We start from the raw sequence: 20587 nt of genomic DNA, 5'->3' as shown, positions 1-20587 counted from the left end.
TTCTTAAAATGATTATTTCACTTTAATCACGTAGTAATTTTTCTTCCCTTTTTGCAAAAGTAAAAACTTTTCATTGATCAGATCCTCAGGCGAAATCATATAACTTTCCCCTACTTTTTCCTTATTTAGAGAAACTGCATTTTGCTTTAATTCCCTTCTGGCATCACTATTAGAAGCAAGAAAATTAGTTTTGGCAGCTAGGGCTGCAATCATATCCAAACCGGCTTCAACATCAGCCATTGTAACCTCTGCTTGCGGTACGCCTTCAAAAACCTCTAAAAAAGTCTTTTCATCCAACTTTTTTAATTCTTCCATACTCGGACTGAAAAATGCGTTGGAAGCTGCAATAGCATTATCCAGATCTTCTTTGGAATGTACCATAACTGTGATTTCATCCGCCAATCGCTTCTGCAAAACTCTCAAATGTGGCGCTTCATTATGTTCAGCGATTAATTTTTCGATTGTTTCTTTATCCAAAAAAGTAAAAATCTTAATGTATTTCTCAGCATCCACATCCGATGTGTTCAACCAGTATTGGTAGAATTTATAAGGCGAAGTCCTGTTAGCATCCAACCAGATATTTCCTCCTTCGGATTTTCCGAATTTGGTCCCGTCTGCTTTTGTAATTAGCGGACAAGTAAGCGCATAAGCCTTTCCACCTTCCATACGACGCACCAATTCCGTTCCGGTCGTGATATTACCCCATTGGTCACTACCTCCCATCTGCAAGGTACATTGTTTTGCTCTGTATAAATGCAAAAAGTCAAATCCCTGCACCAATTGATAGGTAAACTCCGTAAACGACATTCCTTCTGAGGTTTCGCCCGTTAAACGCTTCTTCACCGAATCTTTGGCCATCATATAATTTACCGTAATGTGCTTACCTACATCACGAATAAAATCAAGGAATGAAAACTCTTTCATCCAGTCATAGTTATTCACCAGTTCAGCAGCATTTGGCTCATTCGATGTGAAATCTAAAAATCGCGCTAACTGACCTTTAATTGCCTCCTGATTGTGTCGCAAACTGGTTTCATCCAACAAATTTCGCTCACTGGATTTACCTGACGGATCGCCAATCATTCCCGTAGCACCTCCTACAAGAGCTAGAGGCTTGTGACCGCTCAACTGAAAATGTCTCAGCATCATCACACCCACCAAGTGTCCTATATGCAATGAATCCGCTGTTGGATCGATACCCACATACGCAACACGCATCTGCTCCATCAAATGTTCTTCCGTGCCTGGCATTACGTCGTGGAGCATTCCTCTCCAAGTCACTTCTTCAATAAAATTTTTCATCTGTATACTCAATTTACTTTTGTCGCTTCGGCCATTTCAGCCTTGTGTGCACAAAGATAAAATTTATTGTTGATTCGATTATTTGTTTGTCCGGTTAATCGAAAAAAATTCGTAATTCATAATTCATAATTCGTAATTTCGCCATATGATATTAGTCACCGGCGGAACAGGACTAGTAGGCGCCCACCTCCTACTTCAGTTACTTCATGAAAATGAAGCCATTCGTGCTATTTATCGCAGTTCTTCTTCCATCGAAAAAACAAAAAATCTTTTCGACATCGAAAACAAATCGGATCTATTCGAAAAAATAGAATGGATTGAGGCAGACATTACTAATGTTCCCACACTGGAAAAGGCTTTCGAAAACGTTAATCAGGTGTATCATTGTGCCGCTCTCATTTCCTTTGACTCCAAAGATGAAGAGCAACTCCGCAAAATCAACATCGAAGGAACCGCCAATGTGGTGAACTGCTGCATCGATTTCAAGGTAAAGAAACTCTGTCACGTCAGTTCCATAGCAGCTTTGGGTGATGCCAGAGAAAACGAAAAAATCATTACCGAAGAAACCGAATGGAATCCAGAAAAAAATCATGGTGATTATGCCCTTACAAAATACGGCGCGGAAACTGAAGTCTGGAGAGGATCCCAGGAAGGACTTGACGTAGTGGTGGTAAATCCGGGCGTAATTTTCGGAAAAGGATTTGGTGATGCAGGAAGCGGCGAATTATTACAAAAGATCAGTAACGGATTTCCTTTTTACACCAAAGGTTCAACAGGAATTACTGCTGTGGATGATGTTGTAAAAATCATGATTCAATTGATGAAAACCGATGTTAGCGGCGAACGTTTCACCATCGTATCAGAAAATATAATCCTGCAAAACCTGTTAAATGACATTGCCGACAATATGCAGAAAAAAAGGCCTTACATTTACGCAAGACCTTTTATGACTTCTATTTACTGGCGAATGGACTGGTTATTTTCTAAGACATTCCTTAAAAAAAGGAGCTTTACAAAAGCCACTGCCAAATCATCCCATTCCACCGAAATTTACGACAATTCAAAAGTAATCAGTCAACTTGGACATTCATTTCAACCAATGAAAACTTATTTGACTACTGTATGCGAGGCATATCTTCCTCGTTAGACAATTCTTTACCGGTTTTTTCACCCATCTGTTCTCTAACCGTTTTTTTATTTGCCTCTATTTTTTCAGCTACTTTCTTAAACAATTTTTGGTAATTGTGCGGATCAGCAGCATAATAGCGATCATTTTTTGCAAACGTTAAACTATCGATACTATACTTCTTATAAATCAGCTCGTTTATCTTGATATTATTTTCAGAGAAGGCATGCGAATTTAGGTTTTCTGCCGATTGAAGCACGTTCAGATCATATAAAATATCAACCATAACCTCTTCACTCAAAAGGTTATCCGGTTTTTCCACTGCGCTGTCATTACAACTGAAAACAACCAGAAAAAGAAACAGAAATGCTATTTTTCTCATATTATCTTTCAAATAATAAACGCTGTCCAAAACAGCCATCTTTTACTTTAGCATTGGTATAAACCAATTGCCCGTTAACAAAAGTATGCGAAATCCTGGATTTAAAATTAACCCCTTCAAAAGGCGACCATCCGCATTTATACAAAGTATTTCCTTTATTTACATTCCAAGGATGGGCTGTGTTTACGATAGCTAAATCAGCATAATATCCTTCACGGATAAAACCTCTTTTTTCGATTTTGAAAATTTTAGCCGGGTTGTGCGCCATTTTCTCTACAATTTTCTCTACCGAAATTTTACCTTGCAAGTGTGCTTCAAACATAGCCACCACTGCATGCTGTACTAAAGGTCCGCCCGATGGCGCGCTGGTATATGGATTCTGCTTTTCCTCCAATGTATGAGGTGCATGATCGGTTGCGATTACATCGATTCGGTCGTCCAGCAACGCTTTCCAAAGTCCGTCTTTATCCGCTTGTGTCTTCACGGCCGGATTCCATTTAATCAACGTACCTTTCTTATCGTAATCCGCATCGGTAAACCAAAGATGATGCACACAAACTTCTGCCGTAATCTTTTTATCCTCCAACGGAATCTTATTGGTAAACAAGTCCGTTTCTTTAGCCGTCGAAACGTGGAAAATATGTAAACGAGCACCTGTTTTCTTAGCCAATTCAATCGCTTTTGAAGATGACAGGTAACATGCTTCCTCACTGCGAATCAAGTGATGAAACTTCATCGGGATATTATCCCCATATTCTTCTTTATAGTGCTCTAAATTAGCTTTAATGGTGGCTTCATCTTCACAATGCACAGCAATCAGCATAGGTGTACTCGAAAAGATTTTTTCCAATACTTCTTCATTGTCCACCAACATATTTCCGGTTGACGAACCTAAGAAAAGTTTAATTCCGGCTACATTTCTCGGATTAGTTTTTAAAACCTCTTCAAGATTATCATTGGTTCCACCCATCATAAACGAATAATTGGCATAGGAACTTTGAGAAGCAATCTCATATTTCTGCTCCAACAACTCCTGCGTAACCGCATTGGGAACTGTGTTTGGCTGTTCAATAAATGAAGTTATCCCTCCTGCAACCGCTGCACGCGATTCAGAGGCAATAGTACCCTTGTGCGTTAATCCAGGTTCACGAAAATGCACCTGATCATCAATAGCTCCAGGAATCAGATAGTTTCCTTCGGCATCAATAACCTGGGAAACAGAAGGTTTGTGACTGATACGATGTGCTATTTCTTTAATGAATTCACCTTCAATAAGCACATCGCCTTCAAAAATTACTCCTTCATTGACAATCTTTGCGTTTTTAATTAATGTAGAATTCATGCTTTTTATAATCTGTTGAATAATTTTCTGATTCGTAAAGTAATAACACCAAATATAGCCTCCTTAATGATGGCGTTACTCATTTTGGAATGACCTTTTGTCCGATCGGTAAAAATAATCGGCACTTCGACAATTTTGAATTTATTGATGAACGTTCTGTATTTCATTTCGATCTGGAAAGCATATCCGATAAACGAAATTTTATCCAGATTAATGGTTTCCAGCACTTTTCGCCTGTAACATACGAAACCAGCCGTGGCATCATGAATGCGCATTCCCATAATAAAATCAACATATGCGGATGCAAAATAAGACATCAAAACACGGTTTAGCGGCCAATTCACAACATTTACCCCAGTCACATAACGAGAGCCAATAGACAAATCTGCCCCATTCATGCACGCCTCATGCAAACGCTCCAAATCTTTAGGATTGTGTGAGAAGTCAGCATCCATTTCAAAAACATAATCGAAGCCTTTCTCCAGTGCCCATTTAAATCCGTGCACATAAGCCGTTCCCAAACCTGCCTTTTTTGCTCTTTTTTCGATATGAAGTCGATCAGGAAATTGCTCCTGTAGTTCCTCTACCTTCGAAGCCGTGCCGTCGGGTGAGTTATCGTCTACAATCAAAACATGAAAAGGGGTAGCTAAAGAAAACACAGCGCGCACAATGGCTTCCACATTTTCAATTTCGTTATAAGTAGGGATAATGACTACGCCTGAGTTCATTTTAGCTAAATTTACGTGCAAAAATACATTATTTCTATATCCGTATTCATAATAAAATTATAATAAATTAATCATCTGCCACAAAATTATTTTTCATTTCGAAAGCCGAATCAAAACAAAGTCTTCTCTTTTCTGAAAGTCAAAATCACAGCATGTGTGTTTCACGACAAAAATTAGTATTTTTACAACCGCTATGATGGATTTACTACTTAACGAAAGAGCAATTGAAAGCAAAGACTGGGCAACTGTATTGTTTGTCCTGTGTTTTACCATACTTGCCATTAACCGCACTGTTTTTGAGGTTCGTTTTACCGAATTTATCAAAATTGCCATTTCGGATAAGTATCTAAAAATATACAAAGACAGCGGAAACATGAACAGTTGGTTTACCATCTCTATGTTTATTGTTCAACTGATTTCGTTTGCTTTTCTGATTCAGATAACGCTGAGTTATTTCGGGCTGACAACAAAGTACAATTGGATTACTTACATCCAGGCCATCACATTGTTAGGGGTTTTTATACTCTCTAAATACCTGATCGAAAAAATTATTGCCACCACCTTCAACATTGAAGAATTCAATGAACAGTTTAATTTACAAAAAGTTAATTACCGAACCTACATCGGTCTTTTAGTTTTACCTGTTAATGTACTGCTTTTTTACAATGATTTTTTGTCAAAAACATTACTTCTCACCATAATTTCAATCATTTTGATAATTAACGTGATCACATACTTCTTTTCATTAAAGAATTATCAAAACTTAATCCTTAGCAAGTTCTTCTATTTTATTTTGTATCTTTGCGCACTTGAAATAGCGCCCTATTATTTCATGTATTATTGGTTTACAAAAAGTTAGAATAATTGATTTTATTTAGATTATGAAAGTGAAAACTATCTTGGTTTCTCAACCAGAGCCTAAAGTGGAGAATTCACCTTATTTTGAGCTTCAGCAAAAACTGAAAATCAAAGTTGACTTCAGGCCTTTTATTCACGTAGAGGGCGTTCCGGCCAAAGAAGTTCGAGCACAGAAGATCGACTTACACAACTTTACTGCAATTATCTTAACCAGTAAGAACTCTGTTGATCATTTCTTCAGAGTTGCTGAAGAGATGCGCTACAAAGTACCGGAAGACTTAAAGTATTTCTGCCAATCCGAAGCTATCGCTTTCTATCTACAGAAATATGTGGTATACCGCAAGCGTAAAATCTATGTGGGTCAGAAAGACTTTGTTGATTTGTCACCACTTATCAAAAAATACAAAGACGAGAAATTCCTTTTACCTTCTTCCGATCAATTGAATGCGGATGTCCCGCAAACATTAAACGCGTTGAAAGTAAACTGGGTACCGGGAACATTCTACAGAACCGTAATGAGCGATCTTTCGGATCTTAAAGATGTTTATTATGATGTTTTGGCTTTCTTCAGCCCAACAGGAATCAAATCGTTGTTTAAAAACTTCCCTGATTTCGTACAGAACAACACGCGAATCGCGGTATTTGGAAGCACTACTCAAAAAGAAGCTTTAGATCACGGCTTAAGAGTAGACATCATGGCTCCAACACCTGAAACACCGTCCATGACAATGGCTTTAGAAAAATATATCGTCAAAGCTAATAAAGAATCTAAGGATAAATAATATTACTACTTTATTCAAATTAAAAAGCAGCTGAATAGCTGCTTTTTTTTTCATCCCACAAATCCAAATCTTTAAAATACTAAAAAACAAAACCCCAACCTTGCGGTTGGGGTTATATATATAATTACAATTGTATTATAATTGAGGACCTGCCTTAACAAGGTTTTTACCTTCTTCGTTATCTGTATACTGAACGAAGTTGCTGATAAATCTACCCGCTAAATCAGTAGCTTTTTCAGCCCATTCAGAAGCATTAGCATACGTGTTTCTTGGATCAAGAATTCCTGTATCAACTCCTTCCAAAGCCGTTGGCACTTCCAAATTGAAAATCGGCACGATTTGCGTATCGGCTTTCTCCAAAGAACCGTCTAAGATTCTGTCGATGATTGCACGGGTATCCTTAATAGAGATACGCTTTCCTGTACCATTCCAACCTGTATTTACCATATAAGCTGTCGCTTTATGTTCTTCCATTTTCTTTACCAGTTCTTCTCCGTATTTTGTCGGGTGCAAGCACAAGAATGCTTTTCCGAAACACGCAGAGAACGTCGGCTCAGGCTGAGTAACTCCTCTTTCCGTACCAGCCAATTTAGCTGTAAACCCAGATAAGAAATAGTATTTAGTTTGCTCAGGAGTTAATTTCGAAACCGGTGGCATTACCCCGAAAGCATCAGCAGTCAAGAAGATTACTTTTGAAGCGTGACCCGCTTTTGAAACCGGCTTAACAATATTTTCGATATGTTCAATTGGATAAGAAACACGGGTATTTTGTGTTACCGAACCATCTTTAAAATCAATTACTCCGTTTGCGTCAAGCGTAACGTTTTCCAACAAAGCATCACGACGGATAGCACCAAAGATATCTGGCTCGTTTTCCTTGCTTAAATCGATTGTTTTCGCATAACAACCTCCTTCGAAGTTAAAAACACCATCGTTATCCCATCCGTGCTCATCGTCTCCGATTAATTCACGTTTCGGATCTGTAGATAAAGTGGTTTTACCTGTTCCTGATAATCCGAAGAAAACAGCAACATCTCCATCTTTTCCTTTATTAGCAGAACAGTGCATTGAAGCAATTCCTCTTAACGGAAGGTAGTAATTCATCATCGAAAACAATCCTTTTTTCATCTCTCCTCCGTACCAAGTACCTCCAATCAATTGGATTTTTTCAGTAAGATTAAAAGCAACATATACCTCCGAATTCAATCCGTGAGCCGCATAATCCTTGAAGCTTGTTTTTGAAGCGTTCATTACTACGAAATCAGGCTCACCGAAGTTTTCCAACTCTTCTTCTGTAGGGCGGATAAACATGTTTTTCACAAAATGTGCCTGCCATGCTACTTCCATGATGAAACGCACTTTCAAACGTGTATCTTCGTTAGCTCCACAAAAAGCATCTACCACAAACAATCTTTTTGAAGAAAGCTGGTTCACAGTAGTTTCTTTTAAAGCATTCCAAGTTTCTGTAGAAATAGCTTTATTATCGTTTACAGCTTTGTCTGATGTCCACCAAATTGTATCTTTAGTAACATCATCATTTACAATATATTTATCTTTTGGAGATCTTCCCGTGAATACACCTGTCATTACGTTAACCGCACCAAGCTCTGACAATTGCCCTTTTTCAAAACCTTCTAATGCAGGATTCAGCTCTTCATTATATAAGAAATCATACGACGGATTATAGACAACCTCTACAGTATTCTTAATTCCGTATTTCTCTAATGAAATTGTTTTGGTAACATTCATAATTAAAAAAATGTGTTGTTTGTTTGTTTTATAAGATTGCAAAAATAAAAAAAATTAATTCCAGTCCGTTTTTTTTAACCATTTATTCTGCTTTTTCACCCGAAATTTTAGAAAAAAGAACGACCCATGCCGAAATCATTAACAATCCACCCAAAGGCGTTACCGGACCAATGATTTTTGCATTAATCGAAGTTAGCGATGCTGTTGACAACAAATAGATTGAACCCGAAAACAAAACGACTCCAATGACAACCAGCCAGAAAACTATTTGTTTCGTTTTTATGGAAATGCAACTTGTTGTCCCAACAAAAAGAAGGAACAAAGCATGATACATCTGATAGCGCACACCGGTTTCAAAGGTTGCCAACTGCGTTTCATCCAGAACCGATTTAAGACTGTGCGCACCAAAAGCCCCTAAAATAATGGCCACAGCTCCCATAAAAGCCGCTGCCTTAATGATTTTTTTATCCATAATTTCAAATTGTACCCAAAAGTAGCATAATTTAAACGTTAAATAATAAAACTAACTGCTTTTAAATTTCGCAATAATATAACAATTTCCTATTTTCGTGAACTTTTTAAAACAAAAATGCGCCATGAGAAACATTCTGATAATAGGAGCGGGCCGTTCAGCATCTTCACTTATTAAATATTTGCTGGAGAAATCGGAAACCGAGAAATTGCACATCACCATTGGCGATTTGTCCTTGGAATTGGCTCAGAAAAAGACACAAAATCACAAAAATGCCTCTGCGATTGCATTAGATATTTTTAACGAAAACCAACGTAAAAAAGAAATCCAGAAAGCCGACATTGTAATATCGATGCTGCCGGCCCATTTACATATTGAAGTAGCCAAAGACTGTATCACATACAAAAAACATATGGTTACTGCCTCTTATATTTCCGACGCGATGCAAAACCTTGATGCTGCCGCTAAAGAAAACAATCTGGTCTTCATGAATGAGATTGGCCTTGATCCCGGAATTGACCATTTGAGCGCCATGAAGGTACTTGATGAAATCCGCGAAAAAGGAGGAAAAACCATTTTATTTGAATCCTTCTGCGGCGGTTTGGTTGCCCCGGAATCCGACAATAATCTTTGGAATTACAAATTCACCTGGGCGCCAAGAAATGTGGTTTTAGCCGGACAAGGCGGTGCTGCAAAATTCATTCAGGAAGGAACTTACAAATACATCCCATATCATAAATTATTCCGAAGAACCGAATTTTTAGAGGTTGAGGGTTACGGAAAATTTGAAGGCTATGCCAACCGTGATTCTTTAAAATACAGAGGCGTGTACGGTTTAGATGACGCCCTTACTGTTTACAGGGGAACTATTCGCCGTGTAGGCTATTCAAAAGCCTGGGACATGTTTGTGCAATTAGGAATGACAGACGACTCATATGTAATTGATGACTCAGAAACAATGAGTTATCGAGAATTCGTGAATTTATTCCTTCCTTACCACCCTACCGATTCTGTAGAAATAAAATTACGTTACAAATTAAAAATCGATCAGGACGATGTAATGTGGGACAAATTATTGGAATTGGATCTATTCAACCCTAATAAAATAATTGGCATTAAAAATGCGACTCCAGCACAAATTCTTGAAAAAATACTATCCGACAGTTGGGCATTACAGCCCGACGACAAAGATATGATTGTCATGTACCATAAAATAGGGTACGAATTAAATGGCAAAAGAAAGCAAATTGATGCTACCATGGTATGCCTTGGCGATGACCAAACCTATACCGCGATGGCCAAAACGGTAGGTTTGCCGGTAGCCATGGCCACTTTACAAATCTTAAACGGAAACATCAAAACACCTGGCGTACAGTTACCACTAAACAAAGAAGTGTATCTTCCCATTTTAAAAGAGCTGGAAGAATATGGCGTAAATTTCCATGAAAAAGAGGTAGAATACAAAGGATATAAATAGCAAAAAGCCCCGACGAATCGGGGCTTTTTTTATGAAACATCGACAAGCTCTCTTTTTTGCTTGTTAATTTCGTCCTGCAATTGTCGGCGCAGTTTCTGTTCGCGCTCTATTGCATTTCTTTTAAACGATTCGAATTCTTCTTCTACTTCAGCCAGTTTTTCTTTGGCTTCACGTGTAATGTTGTTAGCTTTTTTAAATCGTGTCGTTAAGAAAACAGCAAATATTACCAGCGTAAAGACCATTGACCACATCACGGAATGATACAATGCTTTAGACAATGACATACCAAGAAGCAAAAATGTTTCGTTCGCCGTATCGGTTGCCGCAACTTTTGAGTTTGCTTCATCCACTTTTGTCAAAAGATATTTTATCTCGGCTTTTTTAGATTCAATAGCCTCTTTTGATGCAGTCAAATCATTTTCATTTCGGGACAGCAAGGTAATCACATCGGAACTTAACGATTCCAAATCCACTTTCCGGACCATTTTGACACCATTCTGCTCGGCCGAATTGCTGACAATCATGTTCAACTGATTTTCGACAGTTGTTTTATTAATAGGCTTTTCAGTTACGGACTCTATATTTTGAGCTTTTACCGTAGCCAATGTCAGCAGTGAAATCAACGCCAACAGACATAATCTTGAATTTAAATTCTTCATGTTACTAGATTTGGGGGTTAGTAGTAATCTGATCTTAAAACATTTATTTTTAAACACCTATAACGGCAACCTATAATTTAAAGATGCGTAAATTTTTACACTTTTTCTGATTTTAAACTTATTTAATCTTTTTTTATTAAATTTGATATTAAATACCACAAACAACTTACATATTTAAAACTATGAAATTAAATCACCTACAAATAGAAATCGATGGTATTGACAAACAGATTCTTCGGGATTTGATGGAAGATGCCCGAAAACCCATTTTGCAGATTGCCCATAAGATTGGTATTTCGGGTGCAGCAATTCATCAGCGGTTACGAAAGCTGGAACAGGCCGGAGTAATTTCGGAATCGAGATTAGTGGTAAACACAAAAGTATTAGGGTACAGCACGATGGCTTTCGTAGGGATTTATCTTGACAAAGCAGCACGCAACCCCGAAGCGGTAAAAGAGCTGAAGAAAATCCCGGAAGTATTGGAATGCCATTACACCACAGGCAACTGGAGCATCCTGATCAAAATTCTCTGTCGTGACAACGAACATCTGATGCAGCTGCTCAACAAAAAAATCCAGGCTATTGATGGTGTTTCGAGAACAGAAACCTTTATTTCCCTAGACCAGCAGATTGAAAGACAGATACAGTTGTAGTTTATAGTTGAAGATTTCAGTCACAGTTTACGGCCCGTTTTGCAGAAAGTTTACAAAAAGTAAAATGGTTTCCTTCTTAGCCCTGATGGGAGTGACATCCTTTTAGCAGGACATTGAGGCTCTCGAAATGTCTCGCTAAAAGATTACTTCGTCAGTTCGCTTCGCTCGTGTTAGCGGACAGCAGGAACAAGGAAACCAAAAAATCCCAGACCATTCCCTTCCAAATAAAAAATCCGCTACTTATGCAGCGGATTTTCATTTTATTTTTATTCGTCAAGAATTAACGTCGGTTCATATAAATCATGATGTAGTACAACAAAGTACCTATCGAACCAATAGCCGCAACCACGTAGGTACGGGCAGCCCATTTTAAAGCATCCGCAGCACCATCATGCTCTGCCTGGTTCAACATGCGTTTGTTTTCCAGCCAAGCCAATGCTCTGTTACTTGCATCATACTCTACCGGCAAGGTTATAATCGAAAATAATGTGGTTAAGGCAAAAATCACTATCCCAATCAATAAAAGCTGTGGAAACACATTGATTAACAGAATCCCTGCCAATAAAATCCATTGCACAAAATTAGAAGTAACCGAAACGACCGGAACCAACTTGGAACGCATAGTCAGCCAACTGTAAGCCTGCGCATGCTGTACCGCGTGCCCGCACTCGTGAGCAGCAACAGCAGCCGCAGCAGCATTACGCTGATTGTATACTGCCTCACTTAGGTTGACGGTTTTATCCACCGGATTATAATGGTCGGTCAAACGCCCTGGGGTCGAAATTACACGCACATCGGTAATCCCGTGATCAGCGAGCATTTTCTGTGCGATTTCAGCACCACTCATCCCGTTTTGCAATTGCATTTTCGAATAATGATCAAATTTACTTTGAAGCCTGCTGCTCACCAACCAGCTCGCCAACATAATGGCTCCCATTAAAATCCATACCATAACTATGTGTATTTAATTGTTTTTTTTATGACTTACAGAATGTCAAATTTTGCGCCATGTTTTACAAATGACATTTTGACATTCTAAAATTTAATTGTTATACGTAAAATTAGCAAAAGAAAACAAAAAGAAATCCCAAATTCTTGTTAGAATCTGGGATTTCGTATTAAAATATTTTTGAAATTATCCTACCAGGTTAATGATTTTCCCAGGAACGATAATTACTTTATTTGGCGTTCTTCCCTGCAATTGGTTTTGCGTTCGTTCGTCAGCCATTACGATTTCTTCGATTTGAGCTGCGGTTAAATCCAATGGCAATTTAATGGTGAAACGCATTTTTCCGTTGAAGGAAACCGGATATTCTTTTTCCGATTCCACCAGATATTTCTCCTCAAATTTCGGGAACGCTACTGTCGACACAGAACCCTGATGTCCTAAAGCACTCCATAATTCTTCGGCAATGTGAGGAGCATAAGGTGAAATGATTACCGATAATGGCTCCAGAATCGCTCTGTGATGACACTTTTGTTGCGCCAGTTCATTCACACAAATCATAAACTGCGAAACGGAAGTATTGAACGAGAAGTTCTCGATATCTTCAGTAACTTTTTTAATGGTTTTGTGTAACGACTTGTACATGTCTTTTGTTGGTTCGTCATCGGTTACGATTAGGCCGTTATCGTCAAAATACAAACGCCACAGCTTTTTCAGGAAGCCTGATACTCCGGTAATTCCGGCTGTATTCCAAGGTTTAGCCTGCTCCAGCGGACCTAAGAACATTTCGTATAAACGCAACGTATCGGCTCCATATTGCTCGCAGATATCGTCCGGATTCACTACGTTGTATTTGGATTTTGACATTTTCTCAACCTCACGGCCAACAATGTATTTACCGTCTTCTAAAACAAATTCTGCATTGGCATAATCAGAATATAACGGATGTGCCTTGAATTTCTCGATGTCCAATTCGTTGGTGATATCGTTGATTACCGATAGATCAGCATGAATTGGATGCACATTATTATCCGTAATCAACCCTTTTGAAATCAATTTCTTAGAATCTTCTGTACGATACACAAAAGCACTGTTCCCCAAAATCATTCCCTGATTGATCAGTTTTTTGAACGGTTCTTCCGTTGGCGCAAAACCTCTGTCCTTTAAGAACTTATTCCAGAAACGAGAATACAGCAAGTGTCCGGTCGCGTGCTCGCTTCCGCCTATGTATAAATCGACATTCTCCCAATATTTCAAAGCATCTTCGCTGGCAAACTCCCCATTGTTAGACGCATCCATATAACGCATCCAGTACCACGAGCTTCCTGCCCAACCCGGCATCGTGTTCAATTCTAACGAAAACACGGTTTGATTATCGATTTTATCGTTGGCAACCACAGTATTGCTTACCGTGTCCCAAGCCCACACAGATGCATTTCCTAATGGCGGCTGACCGTCTTCGGTGGGTAAATATTTCTCTACTTCCGGTAACACGATTGGCAGATGTTCCTTTGCAATCATCTGTGGCAATCCATTCACATAATATACCGGGAACGGTTCGCCCCAATATCTTTGCCTAGAGAACACAGCATCACGCAAACGGTAGTTTACTTTTGCTTTTCCGGCTCCGATTTTTTCTAATTCTTCTATTATTTTTTTAGTTGCCTCTTTATAATTCAGTCCGTTCAGGAAATCAGAGTTCGCTAAGATTGTTGTGTTTTTATCATCGTGGGCGGCTTCGGAAATATCAACACCTTCCAAGATATTGATAATAGGAAGACCAAAATGCTTCGAAAAAGCATAATCCCTTTCATCACCACACGGTACCGCCATTACCGCTCCGGTTCCGTAACCTGCCAATACATAATCACCAATCCAAACCGGAATAGACTCTTTGGTAAACGGATGCTCTGCATACGCTCCGGTAAATACTCCGGAAATGGTTTTTACATCAGCCATACGCTCTCGCTCGGAACGTTTTGCAGTTGCTTCGATGTACGATTCTACAGCTGCTTTTTGCTCCGGAGTCGTGATTTTGGACACCAATTCGTGTTCCGGTGCCAAGGTCATGAACGTTACTCCGAAAATAGTATCAGGACGAGTCGTAAATACTTCAATTACTTCCTCATGCTTTTTCAAATTAAAAGTCACAGCAGCACCAACCGATTTCCCGATCCAGTTACGTTGTGATTCTTTCAACGATTCGGTCCAGTCAATGGTTTCCAAACCTTGAAGCAAACGTTCTGCATAAGCCGAAATACGCATCGACCATTGCGTCATTTTTTTACGAATCACCGGATGACCGCCACGCTCGGAAACGCCGTTAATGATTTCGTCGTTCGCCAATACAGTTCCTAAAGCCGGACACCAGTTTACTTCGGTTTCCGCCAAATAAGTCAAGCGGTATTTCAAAAGCATTAATTGTTGTGCTTCAGGTGACCACGAATTCCACTCTTCAGCGGTAAACGCAGGTACATCTTCATCGCAAACCGCATGGATTTTGGTATTTCCTTCTTGCTGGAAAACCTCAATCAATTCCGCTATTGGACGTGCCTGATCTGTATCTTTACAGTAGTAAGATTCAAACAACTGAATGAAAATCCACTGCGTGTGTTTGTAATAATCCGGATTTGAAGTACGCACCTCTCTGCTCCAATCGAATGAAAAACCGATTTTATCCAACTGCTCGCGGTAACGCGCAATGTTTTCTTTTGTGGTTTTCTCCGGATGCTGACCTGTTTGAATCGCATACTGCTCAGCAGGCAACCCGAAACTGTCGTAACCTTGCGGATGCAGTACATTAAAACCCTGATGTCTTTTATAACGTGCCACAATATCCGAGGCGATATACCCTAGCGGGTGCCCAACATGCAAACCTGCTCCTGATGGATACGGAAACATGTCCAATACATAATATTTTGGTTTATCGGAATTGTTTTGTGCCGCAAAAGTTTGATTTTTTGCCCAATACTGCTGCCATTTGGCTTCGATTTCGTTGTGGAAGTACTTCATTTCTTTTATAAGGTTCTAAGTCACTAAGCAACTAAGGTTCTAAGTTTTCAAGGGTGCAAATTTACATTATATTATAAGAAAGATAAAACTTTGACCGTTATAAAGGTTAAAAACGATTTTCTTTACTATTTTTACACCTTAAATCAGATTGCGTATGGCACCATCATTCGAGAACTTTCAGAGAAGACGCCTTATTTCTTCTTATTTTTCTGTTGTTTTAAGTATTTTTTTAGTGTTGTTCCTATTGGGAGCATTGGGTTTATTCGTAATCCATTCTGAAAAAATTTCAAACAGTTTTAAGGAAGATATTCCAATGTCGGTCTACTTTAAGGACGAAGCGAATGACACCATTTTAAAAGCTTTCGAAACAAAACTGAAAGGTTCTCCCTTTGTAAAAGATTTCGTTTTTGTATCTAAAGAAGATGCTGCCAAAAACAACAAAGACATTGTTGGAGAAGATTTCCTTGAGTTTTTAGGAATGAATCCGTTGCCGAATTCCTTTGACATTCATTTAAAAAGTGAATTTGTGGAAACGTCAAAAATCAGACAGATAGAAAGCGACATCAAAACCAATGAAATGGTTTCCGAAGTGATCTATGATAAAAAATTAGTGGACTTGGCCAATGAGAACATCAAGAAAATCAGTTTCTGGATTTTGGTTATCAGTGGTGTTTTCGCCTTGATTTCAATGTTATTGATTAACAGTTCACTGCGCCTTTCAGTGTATTCCAACCGTTTCATCATCAAGACAATGCAGATGGTAGGCGCCACAAAATCATTCATCAGAAAACCATTTATCTGGAGAAGCATCCGCTTGGGATTAATAGGTTCAGGACTGGCCATTATCGCTCTTATCGCTTTAACATTATACGTTGACGGAATGTTCCCTAAACTGGGTATTGCAAAAGATTATTTGTCTATGTTCATTATTTTAGGCGGTGTTTTGGTCGTGGGAATCGTAATCACTTGGATCAGCACTTACTTTGCAACGCAACGTTTTTTGAATTTAAGAACCGACGATCTTTATTAATTTAGAACCTTAATAATGAGGATTAGATTGCTTCGTTCCTCGCAATGACAATATGGAAAACAAACAAAAACCGGACTTTCTATTTGAAAGCATAAACTATAAAATTCTTTTAATCGGATTGGGTGTGATTGCCTTGGGCTTTATCCTGATGTCCGGCGGCGGAAGCGACGACCCGAAAGTGTTCAGCGATGCTATTTTTAATTTCCAAAGAATCCGATTGGCGCCAACGGTGGTCCTGATTGGTTTTGGCATCACGATTTATTCTATTTTTAAAAAATCGGATAAGAACTAAAAGCAATAATGGATTCATTTCACGCACTAATCATTGCCATCATTGAAGGTTTGACGGAATATTTACCTGTTTCCTCTACAGGACACATGGTATTTGCAAGTTCTTATTTTGGTATTCAGGAAGACGATTTTGTAAAGCTGTTCCAGGTTTCCATTCAATTCGGAGCGATATTGGCCGTAGTAGCATTATACTGGAAGAAGTTTTTTGATTTTACCAAACTGACTTTCTTCATAAAATTAGCCTGCGCTGTAGTTCCGGCCTTAATTCTCGGAAAATTGTTCGACGATAAAATCGAAGCGGTTTTGGGAAATCCAATTCCGATAGCCATCGTACTGATTGTTGGCGGAATCATCCTACTTTTCATTGACGGCCGATTCCACAATCCCACTATTTCCAGCGAAGAAGACATCACCATAAAAAAAGCAGTAACCATCGGTTTTTGGCAGTGTTTAGCCATGATGCCCGGAACCAGTCGTTCTGCTGCTTCGATTATTGGAGGGATGCAGCAAGGATTAACCCGGCATGTCGCTGCGGAATTTTCGTTCTTCTTAGCTGTTCCAACCATGTTGGCTGTAACGTGCTATTCTGTTTTCCTTAAAACGTATGATCATTCGCAGATGAAAGGATACGAGCTGATTTTACAATCCAACGATACGATAAAAATGTTCCTGATAGGAAATGTGGTTGCTTTTATCGTTGCGGTTCTGGCCATTAAATTTTTCATCGGAATCATAAAACAATACGGCTTCAAACCTTGGGGATGGTACCGCATCGTGACCGGAATAGGACTTTTGATCTACTTCTCTTACTTAAAATAAACCAACGTGCTGACTCCAGAAGATTACATAAACGGACAAGTTTTACTAATTGACAAACCTTTGAAATGGAGCTCATTTCAAGCAGTCAACAAATTAAAATACACGCTGATTAATAAAGTAGGACTTCCGAAAAAATTCAAGATAGGACACGCCGGAACGCTGGATCCGTTAGCCACTGGCTTATTAATCATCTGTACGGGAAAATTCACGAAACGAATTCCGGAATTGCAGGGCATGCCCAAAGAATACACTGGCACATTCCATATCGGCGGTACGACACCTTCCTACGACCTGGAAACCGAAATCGACACGACATTCCCTATCGAGCACATCACCAATGACCTGATTGAACAGGCACGATTGAGTTTTATAGGTGAAATCGATCAGAAACCACCGGTGTTTTCGGCTATTAAAAAAGACGGAAAACGCTTGTACGAACACGCCCGTGCCGGAGAAGAAGTAGAAATTGCCCACAGAAAAACCACTATTTACGAATTTGAACTTACGAGAATCGCATTACCTGAAATCGACTTCAGAGTGAAATGCAGTAAAGGCACATATATCCGTTCACTGGCGTTTGATTTCGGAATGGCTTTGAATTCCGGAGCGCATTTAACCGCTTTACGCCGAACCAAAATCGGTGAGTTCGATGTAGCCGATGCCACGCTGATAACCGATTTTGAAGCTACGTTTATTCCAGAGTAAGCATAATTTTTGAAATCTCGTCCATCGTAGATAATCCTTTATCGTGTAGATACCATTTCTGCAATTCGGCTTTGGCGATTTCATTGACCACACCAAATTTTGCTTTGAACTCCTTAATCAAACGTGTTGCACCTTCCGGTCTTGCGCCCCAGGCAGCCAACACATCATGGTTTTCGGAATTGACGATTATTAATTTCGGAATCGACCTGGCACCATTGCTTAAAAATTCCTGCATTAACGGATCGTTTTCATCACGAAAAACAATTCTCAGATTGACATTTTCAGCGATTGCATCCATTTTATTTATAATGGGAAGCACCTGAGCGGCATCCCCACACCAGCCTTCCGCCAACACCAACCAAGTATACTTATTTTTAAGCTTCCCGAGTCGGACTTTTACTTCATCCGGAACCACAAGTGTTTTATCCAAACGATTCATACGCACTTCGTTCAACTGACTGTAATGCAGCAAATCGTCAGATTGTTCATTTCCTGATGATTTTCCTTCACCCAGCAATTTGCTCACCTTAGCCCTGTATTCCGAATAATTTAAGCTGTTTGTAAGGCTATTTTCTATAATTGTTTTCATCCTACCACATTTATAGCTACAAATTTACTCCAAAAATTGCATTCTAATTGTGATAAAAATCAGGTTTAAAACACCAAAAAAGCGTATTTTTATAGCAAAGCTTTGAAATGGATTTAAAAACAAAATCAGTGGGTTTGGTATTTTCCGGGGGCGGCACCAAAGGCTTAGCTCATGCCGGAGCATTGCAATTCCTGGCAGAAAACAATATAAAACCCCACCACATTGCCGGGACAAGTGCAGGTTCTATCGTAGGTGCTTTGTATGCAAACGGAAAATCACCCGGAGAAATCCTGGAATTCTTTAAATCGATTTATTTTTTCAACTGGAAGCACTTCACATGGAAAAAAGCCGGCTTCATAGACTCCGATGCTTTTAAATTCTATTTTCACACTATTTTCGGAGATACGCGGATTGGCGATTTAAAAATCCACACCCACATCACCGCAACTGATCTTGTTAAAGGAAAACTCAAAGTTTTTGGCCCGGATACAAAGGTTGTTGATGCGGTACTGGCCTCCTCCTCGTTTCCAGGAGTGATTTCCCCTTATGAAATCAACGGGAATCTTTATAGCGACGGTGGAATCCTCAACCATTTCCCTACCGATATTTTACAAGGACGGTGTGAAACCCTTATCGGTGTTTATGTAAGTCCGATCCAGAAAATTCAGGCTAAGGATTTATCTTCGATAAAGGCGGTTACTTCAAGGGCTTTTGACTTGCTGTCCGCCAACTCCAATACGCATAAATTCAATATTTGCGATTGGGTTATCCAACCAGACGAACTTTCAAAATTCGGCACTTTCGAAACCAGCAAAATAAAAATGGAACAGATTTTCAAAATCGGATACGAGGCCGCTAAAAAATCCTACGAAGAACTTCTGCCATAAATTTCACCTAACCGCTTTTAGAAAAAGAGATTATAATTATATTTGCACCACTAAACGAATCATCGTAATGAAATACAAAAGAATTCTTCTGAAACTAAGTGGCGAAGCACTAATGGGCGAAAGACAATATGGTATTGACCCAAAACGCTTAGCAGAATATGCAGCTGAAATTAAACAGATTCACGACAAAGGCGTACAAATCGCCATCGTTATTGGAGGCGGTAATATTTTCAGAGGTGTGGCCGGAGCAAGCAACGGGATGGACCGTGTTCAGGGCGATTACATGGGCATGATGGCAACAGTTATCAATGCTATGGCCTTACAAGGCGCTTTAGAAGACTCAGGAATGCAGACACGTTTGCAAACTGCTTTAAAAATCGAAGCCATTGCTGAACCTTACATTAAGAGAAGAGCCGTACGCCATTTGGAGAAAAACCGAATCGTAATTTTTGGTGCCGGTACAGGAAACCCTTATTTCACTACAGATACTGCAGCGGTTTTAAGAGGAATCGAAGTAGATTGCGATGTAATTCTAAAAGGTACACGCGTAGACGGTGTTTATGATTCCGATCCGGAAAAAAACCCAAATGCCGTTAAATACGACAACGTCACTTTTGAGGATGTTTTGAGCAAAGGACTAAACATCATGGACACAACAGCATTCACGTTAAGTCAGGAAAATAAATTACCGATTATTGTGTTCGACATGAACAAACCAGGCAATTTATTGAAAGTTTGTGAAGGCGCAACCGTTGGAACAACCGTTAACATTTAATAT

The 20587-nt window shown here is 39.2% G+C and carries 21 protein-coding genes; 11 read left to right on the top strand and 10 right to left on the bottom strand.

The genetic code is table 11. The annotated features are described in order from the left end of the window. Nucleotides 1–12 precede the first annotated feature (12 nt). Nucleotides 13–1302: a tyrosine--tRNA ligase gene (gene tyrS, locus LZF87_RS04795; protein ID WP_244342162.1), complete on the bottom strand. Its 1290-nt coding sequence runs from the start codon at nt 1300–1302 to the stop codon at nt 13–15. A 145-nt stretch (nt 1303–1447) separates the two neighbouring features. Here tyrS and LZF87_RS04790 point away from each other — a divergent pair, with 145 nt between their 5' ends. Then, entirely contained in the window at nt 1448–2449 is a 1002-nt protein-coding gene (locus LZF87_RS04790; RefSeq protein ID WP_244342161.1) for an NAD-dependent epimerase/dehydratase family protein, read from the top strand. Here the strand turns inward: LZF87_RS04790 and LZF87_RS04785 are convergent. Genes LZF87_RS04785 through LZF87_RS04775 form a run of 3 tightly spaced genes read right to left on the bottom strand, consistent with a single transcriptional unit; the run spans nt 2418 to nt 4880 of the window. After that, a complete protein-coding gene (locus tag LZF87_RS04785) occupies nt 2418–2810 on the bottom strand; it encodes a DUF4296 domain-containing protein (protein ID WP_244342160.1) in 393 nt (130 codons plus the stop codon). The genes LZF87_RS04790 and LZF87_RS04785 overlap by 32 nt on opposite strands. A gap of 1 nt (nt 2811) precedes the next feature. Beyond that, a complete protein-coding gene (locus LZF87_RS04780; protein ID WP_244342159.1) occupies nt 2812–4152 on the bottom strand; it encodes a dihydroorotase in 1341 nt (446 codons plus the stop codon). Nucleotides 4153–4157: 5 nt separating this feature from the next. Next, nucleotides 4158–4880, bottom strand: coding sequence for a polyprenol monophosphomannose synthase (locus LZF87_RS04775; RefSeq protein WP_244342158.1), 723 nt, complete (start codon nt 4878–4880; stop codon nt 4158–4160). A 193-nt stretch (nt 4881–5073) separates the two neighbouring features. Here LZF87_RS04775 and LZF87_RS04770 point away from each other — a divergent pair, with 193 nt between their 5' ends. Both LZF87_RS04770 and LZF87_RS04765 read left to right on the top strand, forming a co-directional pair. After that, a complete protein-coding gene (locus LZF87_RS04770) occupies nt 5074–5739 on the top strand; it encodes a DUF4271 domain-containing protein (RefSeq protein ID WP_244342157.1) in 666 nt (221 codons plus the stop codon). Between the two features lie 22 nt (nt 5740–5761). Then, the gene (locus LZF87_RS04765) at nt 5762–6520 is read left to right on the top strand and encodes a uroporphyrinogen-III synthase (protein WP_244342156.1); all 759 of its coding nucleotides are present in this window, start codon (nt 5762–5764) and stop codon (nt 6518–6520) included. Between the two features lie 135 nt (nt 6521–6655). Here LZF87_RS04765 and pckA read toward each other — a convergent pair whose 3' ends face one another. Both pckA and LZF87_RS04755 read right to left on the bottom strand, forming a co-directional pair. Then, entirely contained in the window at nt 6656–8269 is a 1614-nt protein-coding gene (pckA, locus tag LZF87_RS04760) for a phosphoenolpyruvate carboxykinase (ATP) (RefSeq protein WP_244342155.1), read from the bottom strand. Between the two features lie 82 nt (nt 8270–8351). After that, a complete protein-coding gene (locus tag LZF87_RS04755) occupies nt 8352–8741 on the bottom strand; it encodes a DUF423 domain-containing protein (RefSeq protein WP_244342154.1) in 390 nt (129 codons plus the stop codon). A 124-nt stretch (nt 8742–8865) separates the two neighbouring features. Here LZF87_RS04755 and LZF87_RS04750 point away from each other — a divergent pair, with 124 nt between their 5' ends. After that, a complete protein-coding gene (locus LZF87_RS04750; RefSeq protein ID WP_244342153.1) occupies nt 8866–10218 on the top strand; it encodes a saccharopine dehydrogenase family protein in 1353 nt (450 codons plus the stop codon). 29 nt (nt 10219–10247) lie between these two features. Here LZF87_RS04750 and LZF87_RS04745 read toward each other — a convergent pair whose 3' ends face one another. Continuing rightward, entirely contained in the window at nt 10248–10877 is a 630-nt protein-coding gene (locus tag LZF87_RS04745; protein ID WP_244342152.1) for a hypothetical protein, read from the bottom strand. A 182-nt stretch (nt 10878–11059) separates the two neighbouring features. Between LZF87_RS04745 and LZF87_RS04740 the strand changes: the two genes are divergently transcribed. Further along, a complete protein-coding gene (locus LZF87_RS04740; RefSeq protein ID WP_023572939.1) occupies nt 11060–11530 on the top strand; it encodes an Lrp/AsnC ligand binding domain-containing protein in 471 nt (156 codons plus the stop codon). A 280-nt stretch (nt 11531–11810) separates the two neighbouring features. Here LZF87_RS04740 and LZF87_RS04735 read toward each other — a convergent pair whose 3' ends face one another. After that, nucleotides 11811–12482: a zinc metallopeptidase gene (locus LZF87_RS04735; RefSeq protein WP_244342151.1), complete on the bottom strand. Its 672-nt coding sequence runs from the start codon at nt 12480–12482 to the stop codon at nt 11811–11813. Nucleotides 12483–12665: 183 nt separating this feature from the next. Further along, a complete protein-coding gene (leuS, locus tag LZF87_RS04730; protein WP_244342150.1) occupies nt 12666–15488 on the bottom strand; it encodes a leucine--tRNA ligase in 2823 nt (940 codons plus the stop codon). Between the two features lie 154 nt (nt 15489–15642). On the opposite strand from leuS, the gene LZF87_RS04725 reads away from it, so the two are divergent. Genes LZF87_RS04725 through truB form a run of 4 tightly spaced genes read left to right on the top strand, consistent with a single transcriptional unit; the run spans nt 15643 to nt 18333 of the window. Then, nucleotides 15643–16518, top strand: a complete 876-nt coding sequence (locus LZF87_RS04725) for a cell division protein FtsX (RefSeq protein WP_244342149.1) — start codon at nt 15643–15645, stop codon at nt 16516–16518. A 52-nt stretch (nt 16519–16570) separates the two neighbouring features. Continuing rightward, nucleotides 16571–16810, top strand: a complete 240-nt coding sequence (locus LZF87_RS04720) for a DUF3098 domain-containing protein (protein WP_244342148.1) — start codon at nt 16571–16573, stop codon at nt 16808–16810. A gap of 8 nt (nt 16811–16818) precedes the next feature. After that, nucleotides 16819–17628 (top strand): undecaprenyl-diphosphate phosphatase, encoded by an 810-nt coding sequence (locus tag LZF87_RS04715; RefSeq protein ID WP_244342145.1) that lies wholly within the window; start codon nt 16819–16821, stop codon nt 17626–17628. A 9-nt stretch (nt 17629–17637) separates the two neighbouring features. Further along, a complete protein-coding gene (gene truB, locus LZF87_RS04710; RefSeq protein ID WP_244343728.1) occupies nt 17638–18333 on the top strand; it encodes a tRNA pseudouridine(55) synthase TruB in 696 nt (231 codons plus the stop codon). Here the strand turns inward: truB and LZF87_RS04705 are convergent. Next, on the bottom strand, nt 18320–18922 hold the full coding sequence (locus tag LZF87_RS04705; RefSeq protein ID WP_244342138.1) for a thioredoxin family protein: 603 nt from the start codon (nt 18920–18922) through the stop codon (nt 18320–18322). The genes truB and LZF87_RS04705 overlap by 14 nt on opposite strands. A 107-nt stretch (nt 18923–19029) precedes the next feature. On the opposite strand from LZF87_RS04705, the gene LZF87_RS04700 reads away from it, so the two are divergent. Further along, complete coding sequence (locus LZF87_RS04700) at nt 19030–19809, top strand: patatin-like phospholipase family protein (RefSeq protein WP_244342137.1); 780 nt, start codon at nt 19030–19032, stop codon at nt 19807–19809. A 67-nt stretch (nt 19810–19876) separates the two neighbouring features. Then, nucleotides 19877–20584 (top strand): UMP kinase, encoded by a 708-nt coding sequence (pyrH, locus tag LZF87_RS04695; RefSeq protein WP_244342135.1) that lies wholly within the window; start codon nt 19877–19879, stop codon nt 20582–20584. Nucleotides 20585–20587 lie beyond the last annotated feature (3 nt).

Origin of the sequence: Flavobacterium enshiense (assembly GCF_022836875.1) — a bacterium.
Classification (GTDB): domain Bacteria; phylum Bacteroidota; class Bacteroidia; order Flavobacteriales; family Flavobacteriaceae; genus Flavobacterium; species Flavobacterium enshiense_A.
The sequence above is the reverse complement of the archived record's forward strand: the minus strand, read 5'-3'. Positions and strand labels throughout refer to the sequence as shown.

Bases quoted from the DNA above. Each gene is read 5' to 3' on its own strand.
- tyrS (WP_244342162.1), bottom strand. From the start codon at position 1,302: ATGAAAAATTTTATTGAAGAAGTGACTTGGAGAGGAATGCTCCACGAC.
- LZF87_RS04755 (WP_244342154.1), bottom strand. From the start codon at position 8,741: ATGGATAAAAAAATCATTAAGGCAGCGGCTTTTATGGGAGCTGTGGCC.
- pckA (WP_244342155.1), bottom strand. From the start codon at position 8,269: ATGAATGTTACCAAAACAATTTCATTAGAGAAATACGGAATTAAGAAT.
- LZF87_RS04750 (WP_244342153.1), top strand. From the start codon at position 8,866: ATGAGAAACATTCTGATAATAGGAGCGGGCCGTTCAGCATCTTCACTT.
- LZF87_RS04720 (WP_244342148.1), top strand. From the start codon at position 16,571: ATGGAAAACAAACAAAAACCGGACTTTCTATTTGAAAGCATAAACTAT.
- pyrH (WP_244342135.1), top strand. From the start codon at position 19,877: ATGAAATACAAAAGAATTCTTCTGAAACTAAGTGGCGAAGCACTAATG.
- LZF87_RS04770 (WP_244342157.1), top strand. From the start codon at position 5,074: ATGATGGATTTACTACTTAACGAAAGAGCAATTGAAAGCAAAGACTGG.
- LZF87_RS04700 (WP_244342137.1), top strand. From the start codon at position 19,030: ATGGATTTAAAAACAAAATCAGTGGGTTTGGTATTTTCCGGGGGCGGC.
- LZF87_RS04745 (WP_244342152.1), bottom strand. From the start codon at position 10,877: ATGAAGAATTTAAATTCAAGATTATGTCTGTTGGCGTTGATTTCACTG.
- LZF87_RS04705 (WP_244342138.1), bottom strand. From the start codon at position 18,922: ATGAAAACAATTATAGAAAATAGCCTTACAAACAGCTTAAATTATTCG.
- LZF87_RS04740 (WP_023572939.1), top strand. From the start codon at position 11,060: ATGAAATTAAATCACCTACAAATAGAAATCGATGGTATTGACAAACAG.
- leuS (WP_244342150.1), bottom strand. From the start codon at position 15,488: ATGAAGTACTTCCACAACGAAATCGAAGCCAAATGGCAGCAGTATTGG.
- LZF87_RS04765 (WP_244342156.1), top strand. From the start codon at position 5,762: ATGAAAGTGAAAACTATCTTGGTTTCTCAACCAGAGCCTAAAGTGGAG.
- LZF87_RS04790 (WP_244342161.1), top strand. From the start codon at position 1,448: ATGATATTAGTCACCGGCGGAACAGGACTAGTAGGCGCCCACCTCCTA.
- LZF87_RS04715 (WP_244342145.1), top strand. From the start codon at position 16,819: ATGGATTCATTTCACGCACTAATCATTGCCATCATTGAAGGTTTGACG.
- LZF87_RS04785 (WP_244342160.1), bottom strand. From the start codon at position 2,810: ATGAGAAAAATAGCATTTCTGTTTCTTTTTCTGGTTGTTTTCAGTTGT.
- LZF87_RS04780 (WP_244342159.1), bottom strand. From the start codon at position 4,152: ATGAATTCTACATTAATTAAAAACGCAAAGATTGTCAATGAAGGAGTA.
- LZF87_RS04725 (WP_244342149.1), top strand. From the start codon at position 15,643: ATGGCACCATCATTCGAGAACTTTCAGAGAAGACGCCTTATTTCTTCT.
- LZF87_RS04775 (WP_244342158.1), bottom strand. From the start codon at position 4,880: ATGAACTCAGGCGTAGTCATTATCCCTACTTATAACGAAATTGAAAAT.
- LZF87_RS04735 (WP_244342151.1), bottom strand. From the start codon at position 12,482: ATGGTATGGATTTTAATGGGAGCCATTATGTTGGCGAGCTGGTTGGTG.